At 42.8% G+C, this 17,328-nt stretch carries 16 protein-coding genes and 2 pseudogenes; 11 read left to right on the top strand and 7 right to left on the bottom strand.

The window, feature by feature from the left end; genetic code table 11:
- Nucleotides 1-361 precede the first annotated feature (361 nt).
- Nucleotides 362-910: an IS1595 family transposase gene (locus NBH15_RS06180; protein WP_250822213.1), complete on the top strand. Its 549-nt coding sequence runs from the start codon at nucleotides 362-364 to the stop codon at nucleotides 908-910.
- A gap of 467 nt (nucleotides 911-1,377) precedes the next feature.
- On the opposite strand, the gene NBH15_RS06175 is transcribed toward NBH15_RS06180, so the two are convergent.
- A complete protein-coding gene (locus NBH15_RS06175; RefSeq protein WP_158579674.1) occupies nucleotides 1,378-1,554 on the bottom strand; it encodes a hypothetical protein in 177 nt (58 codons plus the stop codon).
- Nucleotides 1,555-1,723: 169 nt separating this feature from the next.
- On the opposite strand from NBH15_RS06175, the gene NBH15_RS06170 reads away from it, so the two are divergent.
- Genes NBH15_RS06170 through NBH15_RS06155 form a run of 4 tightly spaced genes read left to right on the top strand, consistent with a single transcriptional unit; the run spans nucleotide 1,724 to nucleotide 3,702 of the window.
- Nucleotides 1,724-2,212, top strand: coding sequence for an RNA polymerase sigma factor (locus tag NBH15_RS06170; RefSeq protein ID WP_128134551.1), 489 nt, complete (start codon nucleotides 1,724-1,726; stop codon nucleotides 2,210-2,212).
- Nucleotides 2,213-2,224: 12 nt separating this feature from the next.
- A complete protein-coding gene (locus tag NBH15_RS06165) occupies nucleotides 2,225-2,815 on the top strand; it encodes a hypothetical protein (protein WP_048318192.1) in 591 nt (196 codons plus the stop codon).
- Nucleotides 2,816-2,826: 11 nt separating this feature from the next.
- On the top strand, nucleotides 2,827-3,198 hold the full coding sequence (locus NBH15_RS06160; protein WP_233567310.1) for a hypothetical protein: 372 nt from the start codon (nucleotides 2,827-2,829) through the stop codon (nucleotides 3,196-3,198).
- A 15-nt stretch (nucleotides 3,199-3,213) separates the two neighbouring features.
- The gene (locus NBH15_RS06155; protein ID WP_250822212.1) at nucleotides 3,214-3,702 is read left to right on the top strand and encodes a cupin domain-containing protein; all 489 of its coding nucleotides are present in this window, start codon (nucleotides 3,214-3,216) and stop codon (nucleotides 3,700-3,702) included.
- A 10-nt stretch (nucleotides 3,703-3,712) separates the two neighbouring features.
- On the opposite strand, the gene NBH15_RS06150 is transcribed toward NBH15_RS06155, so the two are convergent.
- From NBH15_RS06150 to NBH15_RS06130, 6 genes and pseudogenes are all read right to left on the bottom strand, one after another.
- Nucleotides 3,713-4,921, bottom strand: a complete 1,209-nt coding sequence (locus tag NBH15_RS06150) for an ATP-grasp domain-containing protein (protein ID WP_244050344.1) — start codon at nucleotides 4,919-4,921, stop codon at nucleotides 3,713-3,715.
- A gap of 61 nt (nucleotides 4,922-4,982) precedes the next feature.
- On the bottom strand, nucleotides 4,983-6,833 hold the full coding sequence (locus tag NBH15_RS06145; RefSeq protein ID WP_128134553.1) for a DUF349 domain-containing protein: 1,851 nt from the start codon (nucleotides 6,831-6,833) through the stop codon (nucleotides 4,983-4,985).
- 233 nt (nucleotides 6,834-7,066) lie between these two features.
- Nucleotides 7,067-8,302: a sodium ion-translocating decarboxylase subunit beta gene (locus NBH15_RS06140; protein WP_007655729.1), complete on the bottom strand. Its 1,236-nt coding sequence runs from the start codon at nucleotides 8,300-8,302 to the stop codon at nucleotides 7,067-7,069.
- Nucleotides 8,302-8,673, bottom strand: a pseudogene (locus NBH15_RS29495) (acetyl-CoA carboxylase biotin carboxyl carrier protein); the annotation flags it as partial. The pseudogene NBH15_RS29495 and the gene NBH15_RS06140, both read right to left, overlap by 1 nt.
- A gap of 21 nt (nucleotides 8,674-8,694) precedes the next feature.
- Nucleotides 8,695-10,197: pseudogene (locus NBH15_RS06135) on the bottom strand (hydroxymethylglutaryl-CoA lyase-like TIM-barrel protein); the annotation flags it as partial.
- Nucleotides 10,198-10,219: 22 nt separating this feature from the next.
- On the bottom strand, nucleotides 10,220-10,495 hold the full coding sequence (locus tag NBH15_RS06130) for an OadG family protein (protein ID WP_010801500.1): 276 nt from the start codon (nucleotides 10,493-10,495) through the stop codon (nucleotides 10,220-10,222).
- A gap of 1,349 nt (nucleotides 10,496-11,844) precedes the next feature.
- On the opposite strand from NBH15_RS06130, the gene NBH15_RS06125 reads away from it, so the two are divergent.
- The 6 genes from NBH15_RS06125 (at nucleotide 11,845) to NBH15_RS06100 (ending at nucleotide 17,147) form a co-directional block, all read left to right on the top strand.
- Nucleotides 11,845-12,807 (top strand): tetratricopeptide repeat protein, encoded by a 963-nt coding sequence (locus tag NBH15_RS06125; RefSeq protein WP_128134554.1) that lies wholly within the window; start codon nucleotides 11,845-11,847, stop codon nucleotides 12,805-12,807.
- 176 nt (nucleotides 12,808-12,983) lie between these two features.
- Nucleotides 12,984-13,136: a 50S ribosomal protein L34 gene (gene rpmH, locus NBH15_RS06120; protein ID WP_005633099.1), complete on the top strand. Its 153-nt coding sequence runs from the start codon at nucleotides 12,984-12,986 to the stop codon at nucleotides 13,134-13,136.
- Between the two features lie 117 nt (nucleotides 13,137-13,253).
- Nucleotides 13,254-13,889 carry a PASTA domain-containing protein gene (locus NBH15_RS06115; RefSeq protein ID WP_128134555.1) on the top strand — a complete coding sequence of 212 codons (636 nt, stop codon included), beginning with the start codon at nucleotides 13,254-13,256 and terminating at the stop codon, nucleotides 13,887-13,889.
- A gap of 2 nt (nucleotides 13,890-13,891) precedes the next feature.
- A complete protein-coding gene (locus NBH15_RS06110; RefSeq protein ID WP_128134556.1) occupies nucleotides 13,892-14,965 on the top strand; it encodes an RluA family pseudouridine synthase in 1,074 nt (357 codons plus the stop codon).
- A 2-nt stretch (nucleotides 14,966-14,967) separates the two neighbouring features.
- Nucleotides 14,968-15,975, top strand: a complete 1,008-nt coding sequence (locus NBH15_RS06105) for a D-alanine--D-alanine ligase (RefSeq protein ID WP_128134557.1) — start codon at nucleotides 14,968-14,970, stop codon at nucleotides 15,973-15,975.
- Between the two features lie 11 nt (nucleotides 15,976-15,986).
- Nucleotides 15,987-17,147 carry a 1-acyl-sn-glycerol-3-phosphate acyltransferase gene (locus NBH15_RS06100; RefSeq protein ID WP_128134558.1) on the top strand — a complete coding sequence of 387 codons (1,161 nt, stop codon included), beginning with the start codon at nucleotides 15,987-15,989 and terminating at the stop codon, nucleotides 17,145-17,147.
- The last annotated feature ends 181 nt before the right edge of the window (nucleotides 17,148-17,328 follow it).

Below are 17,328 nucleotides of genomic sequence, written 5' to 3'. Positions count from 1 at the left end.
GTTAGTATTAATTTAATGAGAAAAGAGGTACTAATTTAAGGCTGATAAGTGAGGCAACACTTATTGGCCTTTTTTGTACAAAGGCAAGTGATTGTGTTTATTTCATAGGCATGTGAATTTAAAATGTTACTAAATGTTTAACTGTATTGTATTGAATTTGAACGCGTAATATCATTTGTTTAGGGTTTGTGATACAAAACTAAGTTTCATATACAAAACTAAGTTTCTGTATAGAAACTTAGTTTTGTATATGAAACAAATATGAAGTTTTTTTGTGGAATAAATATAGTTTGATATATTAAAAAAAGTGAATTTTTGAATATTTTGCAATTCTTGCAGAAGTAGTAACTACTCACCTAATGTGGAAAGTGACGAGACATTTTTTGAAGAATCCGAGAAAGGTAACCGTCATCTCAAACGTCCTCCCCGCAAAAGGGGGACCGATCCTAAAAGCAGTGGTATATCGGATAACAAGGCTAAGGTTATAGTAACTGCCGACAGAAAGAACGACCTGAACATGACATGCTGTGGAAAAGGAAGGCTGACCAAAGCGGACATCGCGGAAAGCCTGGGAACTCCGCTGGACAAGGACGTAATTCTTTGCTCTGACGGCCATGTAAGTTATAAGGGGTATGCAAACGACAACCACCTGAAGCATGTAGTGTTAAGAGACGACATAAAGCAAAGGGTCAAACAGGAAAGATTCCATATACAACACGTGAACTCGTTACACAACAGATTGAAGAAATGGATCGCTTCCACCTTTTGGGGAGTCTCTACGAAATACCTGCAGAATTACTTGAACTGGTTTAAGGTAGTGGTAACTGTACTTAAAAAGGAAGCGAACCACGCAAATGCTTTACTGAGGCTGTCAATGATGGAGAATAAGGCTCTCTTTGTAACGCAGTAATCAACTACAGCCACAAAATACCTATGACATGCGCAAGAAAATCAGCATTTATTCTGATCTTATTTTATTGGAAATCAGAAGTATTATGTCTTCGTTAGTCCGGGACAACAATGAGTATGAGAAACAACTATCGAATAACTCAATAATCGTCATTCGGGCATAGGTGAGTAGTTACCAGAAGTAGTAAGATGACAGGGCAACCGCATCAAATTATTTGAAAAGGGGGCAGCAAAGACTTTTTGAGGCTTGAAACGTCTTCGCTTTTCCGAAAGACTCTATCCTGCAATGGGGTTTATATATTTTGCTTTCACCCTTCATCGTGTATACTATGTTGTAATATAGGTAATTGTGGTGAAGGGTGGTGAAGCGGGGATAAAATGTTGTTTTCGAAAAAAAAGCGTACGTTTTTTTCCTGGAATGCGTACGGTTTTTCTTTAACGGACAGGCATCGGTTGTCCAACGAATAACTATCTGTTTCCAAACGGATGCCTGCTCACCGGAAGGTTTCCCGTTTCGGGCGTGAAGGCAGGCGGGAAAATGTTGCCTTCACCACAAGAGGCTGTAATACATCGTGTTACGTGTGTGAAGGATGAGGTGCGAAAATCATGGAGGGGAAGTAATGTTTCCGTCACGAACTTTCTCATGCTTAAAACTACCTTTACTGTCTTGCAAAACGGTGTTTTCTTTCGGACGAGAGATGCTTTTGATGCGGTTGCCCTGGTAAGATGAAGATTTATCCAGATTTTTGATTTATTATTGTAATTATTCATCTTTGTATGCGACTGATGTAGTAAACAATACGATAACGAGTTAATGAATGCACAGCAACAAGAGAAGGAGTTTATAGCGCTTGTAGAAGAATATAAGCAGGTTCTATATAAGGTCTGCTATATCTATGCAAGTGATCCGGAGAATCTGAACGACCTGTATCAGGAAGTCGTGATCAACCTGTGGAAAGCCTTTCCCCGCTTCCGGAGCGAGTGTAAGGCTTCCACCTGGGTGTATCGCATCGGGCTGAATACTTGTATTTCTTTTTTCCGCAAGTCAAAGTCCAAACCGGAAGTGATACCGATTTCGGTCGACCTGGAAGATTTTGTGGAAGAAGAAGATAAAACAACCCAGCTTCATGAACTTTATCGGATGATAAACCGGCTGGGACGTTTGGAGCGTGCACTGATCCTGCTTTGGCTGGAAGAAAAGAGTTATCAGGAGATGGCGGATATTACCGGACTTTCCCGTAATAATGTGGCAGTAAAACTCAATCGTATTAAAGAGAAGCTAAGAATCATGTCAAACAGTTAAATTAAAAAGAATATGGAACTGGAAGAATTAAAAGCAGGTTGGAATGTGCTGAACGAGCGATTGGCACAAAATGAGATATTGAATAAAAGGATCATTAAGGAGATGATAATTAATCGGACACAGTCGGCCTATGAACGGTTGTTCAGGTTTGATTTGTTTGGACTTATATTGGCATTCGTGATGTGTGTGTTGTTTCCTGTGCTAGTTGTGACAGGTAAAATCGTGATGCAGCCGCTCTCTTTTGCTGTATTGGAAGGGACTATTGGCATAGGATTTATTATACAAGTCTTTTTCTCCGCTATCCTTCTTAGGTTCAATATGGAGAAGAAGAGGATTTGTGAACTGGCCCGGCTTACGTTAATTTATAAACTTTGGATGAAAAGGAATTTCATGTTTGCTTCGGGACTTGTAGTTTCAGCTCTGATTGCTTTTCTGTTTATTGAAAAGGCCCGGCTTGTCGCTAATTGGGAAATACGTCTGATATTAATATTGCTCTTTATTTCTATTATGATGTTCTATCAAATCCGTTTTTACCTGAGAAATATCCGAACAATAGAGAAAGGCCTGGAAGAACTGAAGGAGTTCGAAGAAGAAGTGGGTTAGAATAGGTCGGAATGGGTGACATTAAAAAGACAAGTCATGACGGATATATCTTTTTTATCGGTGTTGGCCCCCGTCTTGATTTTAAATTGAAATCGGTGGTAGTAACTTATGTTGATTTTGATGAACACCGTCCCTCTGATTTTGAACCTATCAAAGAAAAGCTGGATGGCATTCATCCTGTCCTGTTCGGTTTGAAATGTGTGGGTGGCATCCGGAAAGACTTCAGGAATATGCAATTAGGATTTAATATCGCTTATTTACCTAGTTTTACCCGTTTATCGGATGGAATACGTGACCGTACATTTACATTTGGATTATCTTTGGGGTACAAATTAGGAACAGAAAAGACGGGTACTATTCGTAGCGTTCGTCGTCATAAATAATAAGATATACAGCTTATGGATCGTAGCAAAGATTCTTCTTATTGGATTGAAAAACTAAATATGTCTCCGCATCCGGAGGGTGGTTATTTTAAAGAAGTATATCGTCCGGACAGGTGGAAACCTATTTCCGGATATCCATCCGACCGCAGAGTGTTGACAACAATCTATTACCTGTTGGAAGAGGCGGACTTTTCGGCTTTTCACCGTATTCAATCTCCGGAAAGCTGGTTTTTCCATAAGGGCGAACCTTTACATATCTATTCTTTCGAAAAAGGACAACTTGTTTGTCGTGAACTTTCGGATCAGGAGGGAGGACAGTTACAGATCACTGTTGAACCTGATATTTGGTTTGCTGCCCGCCTGAAAAATCCGAAAGGTTTTACATTGGTAAGTTGTGCTGTCGCTCCTGGATTTGAATATAAAGATTTCGAACTGGCCCGGAAAGAAGAACTGGTCGTTAGGTATCCTCAGGAAAAAGAGATTATTGAACAATTGTGTAGATAGAGAAAACTATCTACACAACTAAAATATAGGCTCTGTATTTTGTCTCCTTTGTCACCGGGCATAAAGATAAGTATCCTTCCCTGATTTTGCCATTTTCTATGGTGAGCGGGTAAGCTCCTTTCATGAAACGATGACGTTCGTAGGCATCTCCGGCTTTACTGTCATAAGTGATATGGAAATCGCCAATGGCATGCGGAGCTAGATATTTTTGACTGAGGCGGAGGGCGACCATTCCCATCGTATAGCGCATATTGATCTCGATACAGGGATGGAGGGCATACGAACCGTCTTTTGTTTTGTAGACGATCATATCCACTCCCAGATATCCATGGTATATATTTCCATAAATGCTTTTCAGGGCTTCTGTAACCGCTTCCTGGGTCCGCTGGTAAACATCTTCTCCTATCCAACGTTTGATCGGTGTAGCCAGATATTCCTGACTTCCCAATACATTTCCGGAGTAGGAACCTTTTTTTTCCGTACTGAAGACGGAGAGTCCTTCATAGGTGACATGGCCTTCCCCATCGGAATAAAACTCCATCGCTAAATCATGGACCTTGTCTAGTCCGCATTCAATACTGACAGTGCCCTGTTTATTGATAGCCCCTTCTATCCAGGTACGGTCTTTGGGGGTGAGTTTGCGCTCCGGTATCCAGTGCAAACCGCGTCCGGACGAAGAATAAGGAGTCTTTACAACAAAAGGGGCATTTTGCAGGATCTGGTATTTTTCTATTTCCCTGATCTTTTTGCAGAATTTCGGAGTAGCCGGTATGGGAAGGTCGGGTAACAGCTGGCGGATTCGTTCAAGGCATTCTGCCGCTGTCTGCCTACCGGTCAGCCGGAAATATTCTTCTTTCCAGGTCGGTACGGATAAATTCAATTGTAATTCTTGTTTCAGTTTCTCAAAGACGTGCAGGCTGTGCGGAGATATTCCCCAGGGAGACGCAGCCAGTTCCGGAAGAGAAGGAGCTAACTCTTTCAATTCTTTTACGGAAACAAGCGTGGCAAACGGCCTGAGCTCTTTGGGTTGTAAAGAAAAGAAACGAGGCGAAGCGATCTCTTCTGTAAATACGTAATCGTTGCTATCGGCATACCATACAGGAAGATATGATAACTCCTGTATCATTCTTCGTACGTTTGCCGGAGGTGTATAGTTCTCCGTGCCTAGCAGTACGGCAGTTTCATGTCCGGGATTAAATAAATGTATCTGGGATATCATATAAAATAGTAGATGTATATAAACAGCGAAGCCGTCTGTTAGCGAGACGGCTTCGTTTTATTTATTCAAGATTTTCATCTATTGCATCGATCTTTTTAATTATGAGCGCCATCTCATCTTTTAGTTTTTCGATCTTGCGCTCCATCTCTTTCACGAGACCGCCACCGCCTTTCGAGGAGATGCTGAGGAAGCCGATATTATTTTCGTATGTCTGCAATTCATTTTTCATGCGGTCATACATTCTCATCAGCTTTTCGCGTTCGCCATACAGTTTGCCTTTTCCATGTTCGCCTGCCATATCGTTCAGGTTACTGCGGAATGACTGCATCTTACGATCTGTCTGGTCTACTTTCAAACGGTCGAACTGGCTGTCTACCGCTTCGTGATATTCTTTATAGATTTTATCTTTTTCCTTGAAAGGTACATGACCGATTGCATTCCATTCAGCCATCATGTCTTTCAGTTCAGCTAATGCTTCATCTGCACTCAACGTTTCATCCAGCTTATTGATCTTTTCGATCAATGCTTTTTTTGCGGCCAGATTTGTCTGTTCTACGCCCTTCTGGGAGGAAACATTTTTATTTTTCTGTTCGAAGAAATAATCACAGGCAGAAATGAAACGCTTCCATACAACATCCGAGTGCTTGCGGGCAACCGAACCGATCGTTTTCCATTCTTTCTGGAGAGCGATCATCTTTTCAGTCGTACTCTTCCATTCTACGCTGTCTTTCAGTGCTTCCGCTTTCTCACACAAGGCTTTTTTCAGTTCGAGATTCTTTTCCATCTCTTCCTTGATATTCTTGTAGAAAGCGCTTTTCTTGTTGAAATATACATCACAGGCAGCGCGGAAGCGTTCGAAAATCTTTACATTGGATTTTTTCGGTGCGAAACCGATTGTTTTCCATTTATCCTGTAAAGCGATCACCTCTTTATTCTTTTCTTCCCAGTCTTTGAATGTCTTCAATGCATCGAAGTCGATACCTTCTATTTCTTCGCAGATAGCTGTTTTTGCGACCAGATTTTCCTGTTCTTTCGATTTCAGCGATTCGAAATGCTCCTGATGACGTTTGTTGATCACGGTAGAAGCCGCTTTGAAACGAGCCCATAACTCTTCACGCAGTTCTTTGGCAACCGGACCGATCTCACGCCATTGCTGATGTAGTTTTTGAAGCTGGTGGAATGCGGACACGACATCCGGTTCGGTTTGCAGCTTTTCAACTGTTTCACATAGAGCAGTTTTCAATTCCAGATTTTTCTTGAAGTCGTAATCGCGGAACTGGTTATTGATCTTGATTATATCATAGAATCTTTCGCTGTAAGTCTGATAGTTTTTCCACAGTTCGTTTGCATGTTCCTGTGGTACGGCTTTAATTTCTTTCCATCTCTGTTGGATGTCTTTAAAGTCGTTGTATAGCTTATTGAAGTCGTCCTGACTTTCGGTAAGCACTTTTAACTGGTCGATCAGTTGAAGTTTCAGTGCATAGTTCGCAGCCTTTATGCGTTCTTCTTCTGCCAGGATTGCAGCTCTTTTTTCTTTAAAAACGGCCAGCAATTCTTTCAGTTTGTTTTCGCCTTCATCTTCAGGAGCGACGAAATCCTTTTCTTCTCCACCACCTTCGAGGAATGTTTTCTTCGATTCTTCAACTTCGGCTCTGTGGATTTTATAAAATGCCTGTTTCAACGATTCCACTTCGTTGCGTGCCGTTTCGGCAGCAGCATTTACCAATTCAGCTAATTTTTCAAGAATTTCTTCTTTTGATAATTTACTGATAGCGTTCGCTGTCGCTTCATCCGGGGTTTCAGTTGTTTCAACTTCAGCCGCAGTGTTCTCCGGAGTTACTTCCGGTGCTTTAGTTTCTTCTAATTTGCCGGTTTCTTCAGCTGGCAGATTAGTTTCATGAGTGTCCTTCATATTCAATCACATTTAAGAAAAGGATAAAAAGCATTTCTATATCAAGTCACAAATTAAAGTATTTATTTTTGGATTACAGCATTTGCGGGCAATTTATTTATTAGAAAAGGTTAATATTCGTGTAAAAAGTCCGGAATTAACCGCTTTGTTCTCCAAAAAATGTATTAAACAAAAATCCCTGCAACTTGCATTGAGCAGATTACAGGGACTTTTTATAAATAGTTGCAGTTTTTTTATCCCAGGAACGAGATCAATACGCCGGCTGCAACAGCCGAACCGATTACGCCGGAAATGTTGCTGGCCATGCAATACTGCAATACATGGTTTTTGGGATCGTATTGCAATGCAATCTCATTGGCAACACGTGAAGCCATTGGGACGGCACTTAATCCGGTTGCACCGATAAGCGGATTGATTTTCTTCTTGGTGAACAGGTTGAACAGTTTTACGAAGAAGATACCGCCAGCGATAGACAAGGCAAAAGCCAGGAATCCACCGATCACAATACCGATCGTTGTAAAGTTCAGGAAGGCTTCCGCCGTCATGGTTGCACCTACCGATAGTCCCAGGAAGATGGTCGCTGCATTCATGATACTGTTGGATGCAGCATCGAATAGACGGAATGTATTGGTTCCGATTTCTTTTACAAGGTTACCGAACATCAACATACCGATCAAAGGCACTGAACTGGGAACAAACAAGGCAACAACAGTAGTAACAATAATTGGGAATATAATTTTTAAAACCCGCATATTCTTAATCTCTACTGTTGAAGGATATTTCTTTTCCTGTTCCTTCATATTGATACGAAGTTCTTTTTGGGAGCAAAGAGCTTTGACTACCAGTGGTATGATTACAGGGACCAGTGCCATATATGAATAAGCAGCAATGGCAATCGGACCTAATAAATGAGGTGCGAGTTTAATGGTTGTAAAGATCGCTGTAGGTCCATCTGCCCCCCCGATGATACCGAGAGAGCCGGCTTCCTGCGGAGTGAATCCCATCAGGATTGCTACCAGTAAAACGGTGAAAATACCCAGCTGGGCAGCTGCACCGAAAATCGACAGGCGAAGATTGCGCAACATCGGGCCGAAGTCGGTCAAGGCTCCTACACCCATAAAAATGATTGGCGGAAGGAAACCGGTCTTGATCAGCATGTAATAGATGAAGTTCATGATTCCCAGTTCATGAGCAATGTCGTGCAACGGCATTTCCCAGATGTTTTTCATTACTCCGTTAACATTGACCAATCCATTTTCATCAGCCTGGATCACGCCCATGTCACCTCCGGGGAAGTTGGCGAGCAGCACCCCGAATGCAATAGGGACAAGCAGCAAAGGTTCGTATTGCTTCTTGATACCTAGATAAAGCAATATGAATGCGATTGCATACATGATCAGGAACTGCGGTTCAGCAATAATGTTGCTGAACGCAGTCATTTCATACAGATTTTGAAATATCTCGTTCATTACTGTATAGTCATTAATATGTCGTCTTCAGAAACTGTGTCGCCACCAGCGTAGTTGATGGAAGTGATCTTTCCGCTGAATTCCGAACGTACGGCATTATATGTTTTCATTGCTTCCACATAACAAAGCACATCGCCTTCTTTGACTATATCTCCAACTTTAAGTGGTGTGTCGGAAGCGTTCTTTACGAGGAAGAATTTTCCTTCCAGCGGTGAAAGAATTTCATTTCCGGCTCCGGCAGGCGCTGGAGCGGCCGGTGCTGCGGATTGTGCGGCCTGGGCAGGAGCAGCAGCAGCAGTATTAGCCGTATCTCCGAAAGCAACTGTTACGCGGTAAGGCTGTCCGTCTACATCTACAGTCAGTACCTGGGGTGTTGTAGGCAGAGCTGCCGAAGCGGTTGTGGCCGGTGCTGCCGGTTGTGCCTTTCCCTGCAAAGCTGCTTTTTTCTGGGCAACATCAGCGAGGAATTCGACTTTCGCTTTTCCGGAACGGTAGGCTTCGTACTGAGCCGGGTGCATTGCATATTCGAACAATTCTTCGTCGTCTTCGCCGGTTTCCCATTGTTTCTCGTTCATCATCTTGCGATATTTGTCAAGAGCATCCGGGTAGTTGTCCTGCGGATTTCCTTCGAAGAATTCGCGTCCTTCGGCTTTTGCCTTTTCGATGATTTCAGGAGCCAGCGGACCAGGCAGTCTTCCGGCTTTTCCGAGAAGCATATCCCAGATGTCGTCGGCGATCATGCTCCAGCGTGCTTTCCCTTTTTCCATCTGCATTACGTTCATCAGTGCCAGGTTCTTTACATACTGGCTGAACGGTGTTACCAATGGAGGATAACCGACACGTGGCCATACATAAGCCACTTCGTCGAACAGCTTGATCAGCAGCTGGTCTTGCGACATCAGCGGCTTGTTGTTCTTGATATTGTTTTTGTTGATCGATTCCAGATTCTTTTCCAGGTCAGACATCAGGCTACCCATCATACCGCCGGGAAGTCCCGGGCCAATCAGCAATGAGTTCATCAGGCGGTTTTTCGGACTGATATACAATCCTAAGAAATCATCCATAAATTCCTGGATCATGCTGCGTACTTTCATGTAGGCTTCCATATTGATTTCCGGTACTTTGTAACCGGCATCTTTCAACATGGCCTGCACGGTCAGCAGGTCGGCATGCCCTGTGCCCCATGACAGTGGCTCCATACCTACGTCGATATAGTCGCAACCGGCGTTGCACACTTCCAGGATAGAAGCTACATTAAATCCGGGACCTGCATGGCTATGATACTGGATAGGTATTTCAGGGTGTTTCGCTTTGATATTGGCAACGATCTGTCCCAATGAATAAGGACGTCCGATACCTGCCATGTCCTTGATGCAGATTTCGTCTGCTCCCAGTTCGATCAGTTCCAGGGCCATCTTGGTATAATATTCGACCGTGTGGATAGGCGAGTGGGTGATACAGAGCGAACACTGGGAGATCATCCCGGCTTCTTTGGCATACTGGATGGAAGGAGCAATGTTGCGTACGTCATTCAGGCCGCAGAATGTACGGGTGATGTCGGTGCCCTGTGCTTTCTTTACCTTGTAGAATAGCTGGCGTACATCTGCCGGAACCGGACTCATGCGGAGGCCGTTCAGTGCACGGTCCAGCATATGTGTTTGAATACCTGCTTCATGGAATGGCTTCGTCCATTCACGTACGGCTTTATTGGGATTTTCTCCGAATAGTAAATTAACTTGCTCGAATCCCCCTCCGTTAGTTTCAACGCGGGCAAAACAGCCCATTTCAACAATAGCGGGGGCAACTCTGGTTAGCTGGTCTACTCTGGGAACATATTTTCCGGCAGATTGCCACATGTCTCTGAAGACCAAACTGAATTTGATTTCTCTTTTCATGATATATTATGTATAGCTAGTATTATAATTTTTCAATTTTGGTAACCTTTCCTTGTCCACCTGTTACCATGCTGACAGCGGCTACGATAGCGGCGGTAGTCTTACCCGGAATATTTCCGGACTGTCCGGCCGCAACAGGTTGTGTTGTTACTTGTTTTTTTACGATGACTTCTTCCGGTGCGTACTTGTTAACCAATGTGATTAATCCTTTTCCTAAATAGATTACGATTAAAAGAATTGCAAATACCGTGGTCATTCCGACTACCATTAACAAAAGTCCAGTTTCTATGTTTTCCATATCTATATTTATGATAATAAGTGTTGTGGGAAGCGATCAAAACAATCTCCGCCAAGTTATAAATTGCATGCAAAAATAACAAAATCCCGCAATTTCCTTTGCTGGAAGACTATAAAAAAAGTAAAAGAATAGAATATTTATTCTTTTGAATGTTTTGTTCCGTAGTATTAATGCGGGTTTTTGTGATAAATGGTTATTTTCGAGTTTGTTGTTAAAATTGTTGAGAATGGTTCAGAATTTATCAAATTTGAATGTAGCGTCGTTGGTAGGGGCGGTTCGCGAACCGCTCTTACGGTGTCAATGTAAGCCTGTAAGGCTTTAACAAACCAGCCCAGGGTTCTAACCCTGGGTTTATGAAAACTCGCTCCTGCCTTTCCGCCCTGTAAGGGCGGGACAAGCTAAATATCAACTCTTTTCGTCTTGTCGCACCCCTACAGGGTGCCTCAGAAAGAGAAGGATTCAAGGGAACCCGGGGTTAGAACCCCGGGCTAGTTTGTTACAGGCCTACAGCCTGAAGACACCGTCGCTAACTGGCTCATCCTATAATTAGCAGATAGCTCAATTTTTTTCTAAAGTCGAATTATTCCGGGATATTACGGAATAATGCTGTGAGGAAAGAATCAGAGCGTATGAGGCAAAGAAAAGATAACATGTACACTTTTATGTGCAATTGTTTGAAATGATGGGTTTGACAAAATGAATCAATATGGAGTTATCCTTGAACAAAAAGATTCTATCAGTCGGATTTTTGTGGCGCGTATATTCTTTCAAACCGATGCTCTGGAATGTTTTCGGATACAATATTTAACAGTATGGTCTACGAATACATCTTTTATGATTCGTTTAAAAGAAATTACCTACTCGTTTAAAACGAATTTTTTCTCATTTTAAATGAGTAGGTAATTCGTTTAAACCGAGATTTGTGTTAATAAGTGTTGAGTTGGCTTCTTTTTGAAGTTTTTTTCTCCCCAAAAAGCATGTTGAAAAACATTTTTATTTTCTGTAACAAGGGAAATAATGGTTGTGGATGAAAAGATATATTGATAGTGCGTTTGAATAATCTGTGACTCGTTGCGTGGTTTAGTTCTTTATAGATTTCATAATGTTGTATTTGTGAGTCCAGGTATGGCTCGGTGTTATTGGCTGAATCGCTGACAAGTAAATGAACAACAACAGGTCTTGATTGATGGCTGTACAGCTTCTCTAAAAGTAGGTTGAAATGACATTCTGATATGTGTAGATTGTTGTTTTAAAATAAATCTGTTTTTATATGGTTTATGATATCTTGTTACATATGGCAAATTCAAAATAATCGGTATATTTGCCCCCTCGAACATAAACATATAACCATGGGGAATTTCTTTACATCTTTGTTTTCTTCTTCCAAAAGTGAGGATACGGCAGAAGGAAAAGCTAAAAACGATCAGAAAAACTTCGACATATTAAAATATGACGGTATCCGTGCGCAAAAAATCGGCCAGGTGGCCTATGCTATCAAATGCTTTACGGAAGCCTTGAATATACAGGAAGATTTTGAAACAATGAACCATCTGGTATCGGCCTATTCAATGGCAAACCAGACGGAAAAGGCTTTGGAAACATTGAACCGTATGGTGGAAATGGAGCCGGAGCATATCCAGACGTTGTTGACAAGGGTCAGCGTGCTCTTTATGCTGGATAAGGAAGCCGAGGTCATTGCCGACTGCCTGCGAGTGATCGAACTGGATGAGTCGAACCATCTAGCCTGGTTCCTGATGGCAAAAGCCAAAAGAACAACCGGCGACCAGTTGGGAGCCATTGCCGACCTGACGAAAGCCATTGCCCTGAAAGATGATTTCACGGATGCTTATCTGCTTCGTGCAGAGGTGCTGCTTGCCATGAAACAGGGACAGGAGGCTTTGCCCGATATCGAGAAAGCGATCTCATTGGCTCCGGAAGAAGAAACAACATATCTGGTAAGAGGTAAAATACACGAATCGCTGGGTGATTTGGATGCTGCCACCGATGATTACCAGCAGGCGCTCGACCTGAACCCGTTCAATGAAGATGCCTGTATACTGAAAGGTTCGCTGCTGATCACTAAAAACTTGTTAGACGAAGCTATTGTCTTTTTCGATGAGGCCATTGAAATAAAGCCTGACTTTGCCAAGGCTTATGCCGAACGCGGACGCGCCAAAAACCAGAAAGGCGATAAAGAAGGTGCTTTCGAAGACCTGAAAAAATCAATCGAACTGAATCCGGAAGGAGAGGAAGCCAAGAAGTTTGAAGGACAACATAATTTTGATAATATGTACAAAGGAGGGATTTTTTAATATCTACATATCAGTTTATTAATTGATTATTGAGCAGTGGATGATTTGTTTTTCTTTTGCAAAAATAGTCAAATCAATTTGAAAAAAACAGCTAACTCTTTGTTTATTAAAAAAAAGCCTCTATCTTTGCAGCCCGAATTGATATGTAAGATAATAATAAATAAATATATAGAAAGATGAAAAGAACATTCCAACCTTCCAACAGAAAAAGAAAGAACAAGCATGGCTTCCGTTCTAGAATGGCTACTGCTAATGGCCGCAGAGTATTAGCATCTCGTCGTGCTAAAGGAAGAGCTAAATTAACTGTATCTGACGAATATAACGGATAATCTCCGTTAGAAGAAATTATTATAAGAAAGTAGAGGTTTTTGCTAAAAAGCCTTTACTTTCTTTGTTTTAACGGCTTTGTTTTCTATTTTTGATCTCGCCTACAAAAACAAACAGAGATGAATAACTTTTTTGTTAAACTGATAAAGAATCCGTACGTCTTGAACCTGCTGCTGGCAGTGGTCGTGACCAGTGGTCTGATCTATGGCGCTTTGAAATGGCTGGATCATTATACACGGCATAATGAGGCCGTTGTAGTTCCGGATGTGAAGGGACTGAAGATAGAAGAAGCCGCTGAATTCTTCAAAAATAACAATCTGCGTTATAATGTGATCGACTCGGTATTTTCTAAAGACGTGGAACCGGGAGCAATCGTCGAACTGTCTCCATTGGCCGGCTCGAAGGTGAAAGAAGGACGTATCGTTTTTATCACCGTGAATGCTTTGACCTCGCAGATGGCAACAATCCCGGAAGTGGAAGACTTGTCATTCCGTCAGGCGTATGCGCTTTTAAAAGCCCGCGGGTTTGAAAATGTGGAGATCGAGTATGTTCCGGGTGACTTCAAGGATCTGGCAGTTTCTGTCGATCTGCGTGGACGGGCGTTGGCAAAAGGTGAGCATGTTCCGCTTACGGCACCGCTGGTGCTGAAGGTGAGCAGCGGTGAAGCCGAGATGCTTCCCGACTCTTTGTCGATCGACTCCCTGTCGACAATGCCCATCGAATCATTGGATAGTGAAGAAGAAAACTGGTTTTAGCTATGGATGAATTTTTCGACGAAATGGATGATGAACAGGTTGATGACCTGTTAGAACAGAACGAGGAGGGTACTCCCCAACTGTATGAACATTTCCGCTTCGTTGCCGATCGCGGGCAATCCTTGTTGCGGGTAGATAAATTCCTGGTAGACCGGATGATGGGTGCCACCCGTAACCGGATACAGTTGGCTGCCGATGCCGGTTGTATCCTGGCAAACGGCAAGCCGGTAAAAAGTAATTACCGGGTGAAACCGGAGGATGTCGTGACAATCGTTATGACACGTCCCCGTCGGGAACTGGAAATCATTCCCGAGAATATTCCTATTAAAATAGTATACGAAGACGACGATCTGATGGTGGTGGACAAACCGGCAGGCCTGGTTGTGCATCCGGGACACGGCAATTACACCGGTACGCTGGTGAATGCCTTGGCATGGTATCTGAAAGATGATCCGACCTACGACCCGAATGACCCGGCACTGGGACTCGTCCATCGTATCGATAAAGATACTTCCGGCTTGTTGCTTATAGCCAAGAAACCGGAGGCAAAGGCGCATCTCAGTATGCAGTTTTTCAATAAGACGACTAAACGCGAATACCGTGCCCTGGTATGGGGCATCGTGAAAGACGATGAAGGCCGTATCGAAGGTAATATCGGACGCGACCCGCGCGACCGGATGCAGATGACGGTATTTCCTGAAGGAGATCAGGGAAAGACAGCTGTTACCCATTACTCCGTGTTGGAACGCCTGGGATATGTGACATTGGTGAAATGCCGCCTGGAGACGGGACGTACGCATCAGATCCGTGTGCATATGAAATATATCGGGCATACGCTTTTCAACGATGAACGTTATGGTGGAAATGAAATACTGAAAGGAACGACTTTTACAAGATATAAACAGTTCGTACAGAACTGCTTTGCTATCTGTCCCCGGCAGGCACTCCATGCCAAGACGTTGGGGTTTGTGCATCCTACTACCGGCGAGGAAATGTTTTTTGATTCCGAAATTCCGGCCGATATGACACAATTGATAGAAAAGTGGCGGGTATATGCAAATACTAAAGAGATATAAAAATGAAAAAGAACATTGCTATTGTAGCCGGAGGAGACTCCTCTGAAATTGTTGTTTCATTAAAAAGTGCAGAAGGAATCTACTCTTTTATTGATAAAGACAAATATAATTTATATATTGCCATCGTTAAGAAGGGCGAATGGACGGTAAAACTTCCTGGAGGGGAACATACACCAATAGACAAAAATGATTTTAGTTTCCGTGAGAATGGCGAAGTAAAGCATTTCGACTTTGCTTACATCACTATTCATGGTACTCCGGGTGAAGACGGACGGTTGCAGGGATATTTCGATTTGATAGGCATGCCTTATTCTTCATGCAGTCAGTTGGTGAGCGCTCTGACCTTTAATAAGTTTGTTTGTAATAATTATTTGCGTAGCTTTGGCATCAGAGTCTCTGATTCCATCCGTTTGTTCAGAGGACAGACAGTTACGGACGAAGAGGCTGTGAGCCGTTTGGGATTGCCGATATTTGTGAAACCCAACGACGGGGGAAGCAGCTTCGGTGTTACAAAGGTGAAGGATGCTTCACAATTACAACCGGCTATAGCTAAGGCTTTTGCCGAAGGAAATGAGGTCATGCTGGAGAGTTTTATTTCCGGGACAGAAGTGACCTGCGGTTGTTATAAGGTAGGTTGTGGCTCGGGAACAGCGCGGAAAGAAGTAGTTTTTCCGCTTACCGAAGTAGTTACAAAGAATGAGTTCTTTGATTTTAACGCCAAGTACAACGGGGAGTCTGACGAGATCACTCCGGCCCGTATTTCTCCCGAACTGACGGAGAAGGTACAACGCGAAGCATCAAAGATTTACGATATACTGGGCGCCAAAGGGCTTATCCGGGTGGATTTTATTATTGAGGCAGACGGTGAACCGAAAATGCTCGAAGTAAATACAACACCGGGTATGACAGCTACCAGCTTTATTCCGCAGCAGGTTCGGGCTGCCGGATTGGATATCAAAGATGTCATGACTGACATTATTGAGAACGAACTGCAAAAGGTAGGTAAATAAAATTAAACGATATGGATACAGAAGTTTCCTATAATTTTGACGACATTCGTCCGCTGAACAACGACGAGGTGAAGGATGCAATCGAGGCATTGGTAACCAACGAAGATTTCGAGCGGGCCTTCCGGTACATCAAACCGGATGTAAACTGGAAAGAGTTTTCCGAAACAATGCGTTCTTTCAAGACGAAAGAAGATTTTAAATCGAAGCTGGCTTATGAGGCAGTGATGATGGTGGCTAACAAGACAACTTTCTCGCTGACGATCTCCGGACGAAGCCGTCTGCCGAAGGATAAAAAGCCTTGTACGTTTATTTCCAATCATCGGGATATTGTATTGGATGCTTCCTTCCTGAATGTCATGTTGTATGATGTAGGTTATGGTATGACACAGGTGGCCATCGGTGATAATCTGATGATCCGTCCCTGGATAGAAACTTTAGTTCGTCTGAACAACAGTTTTATCGTGAAACGTGGTGTTTCCGTACGTCAGATGCTGGATGTAAGCCGTACATTGTCTGCTTATATCCGTCATACGATCAACGAAACGAAAGAATCGATCTGGATTGCACAGCGTGAAGGCCGTGCCAAGGATTCGAACGACCGTACACAGGGTAGTGTGTTGAAAATGCTGAACATGAGCGGTGACAAGGATGTCGTATCGAATATCATGGACCTGAATATCTTTCCGGTAGCTATTTCTTATGAGTATGATCCGTGTGATTTCTTGAAAGCGAAAGAGTTCCAGATGAAACGCGATGATCCTAATTATGTGAAAAGTCAGCGTGACGACCTGTTGAGTATGGAAACAGGTATCCTGAACAATAAGGGCCGCGTTCATTTTACATTGACACAGCCTATCAATGATCAGCTAGCAGCTTTGGATAAGGATATGGAAAAGAATGAACTGATCGCTGCTATTGCAAACATCATAGACAAGGAAATCTATAAACATTACCGTTTCTATCCTTGTAATTACGTAGCATACGATATGTTGACAGGTACAAAGCGTTTCAGTAGTAACTACGGTTTAATAGACAAAAAACACTTTGAAGAATATTTGCAGGGACAGTTGGATAAAATTGTATTGGCAAACAAGGATGAAGCCTTCCTGCGTACAAAGATTCTGGAAATGTATACCAACCCGTTGAAGAATCACCTGGCAAATCAGGAATAAGATAGAAAGAAATCCATATAAAAATATGAATAGCAAAAGGTGTCCCGGAAAGGATGCCTTTTGTTGTTTATAAGCGAGTTTTGTTTAGGGAGTCATACCCTGTTTTTCTCTATAGGGTATGGTTGAATACCCTATATTCCGCCCCTCGCTACCCTATACCCTATTGCATGGTAGGCTATAG

The sequence above is a fragment of the Parabacteroides caeci genome, from assembly GCF_023656795.1.
GTDB classification, from domain to species: domain Bacteria; phylum Bacteroidota; class Bacteroidia; order Bacteroidales; family Tannerellaceae; genus Parabacteroides; species Parabacteroides segnis.
The sequence above is the reverse complement of the archived record's forward strand: the minus strand, read 5'-3'. Positions and strand labels throughout refer to the sequence as shown.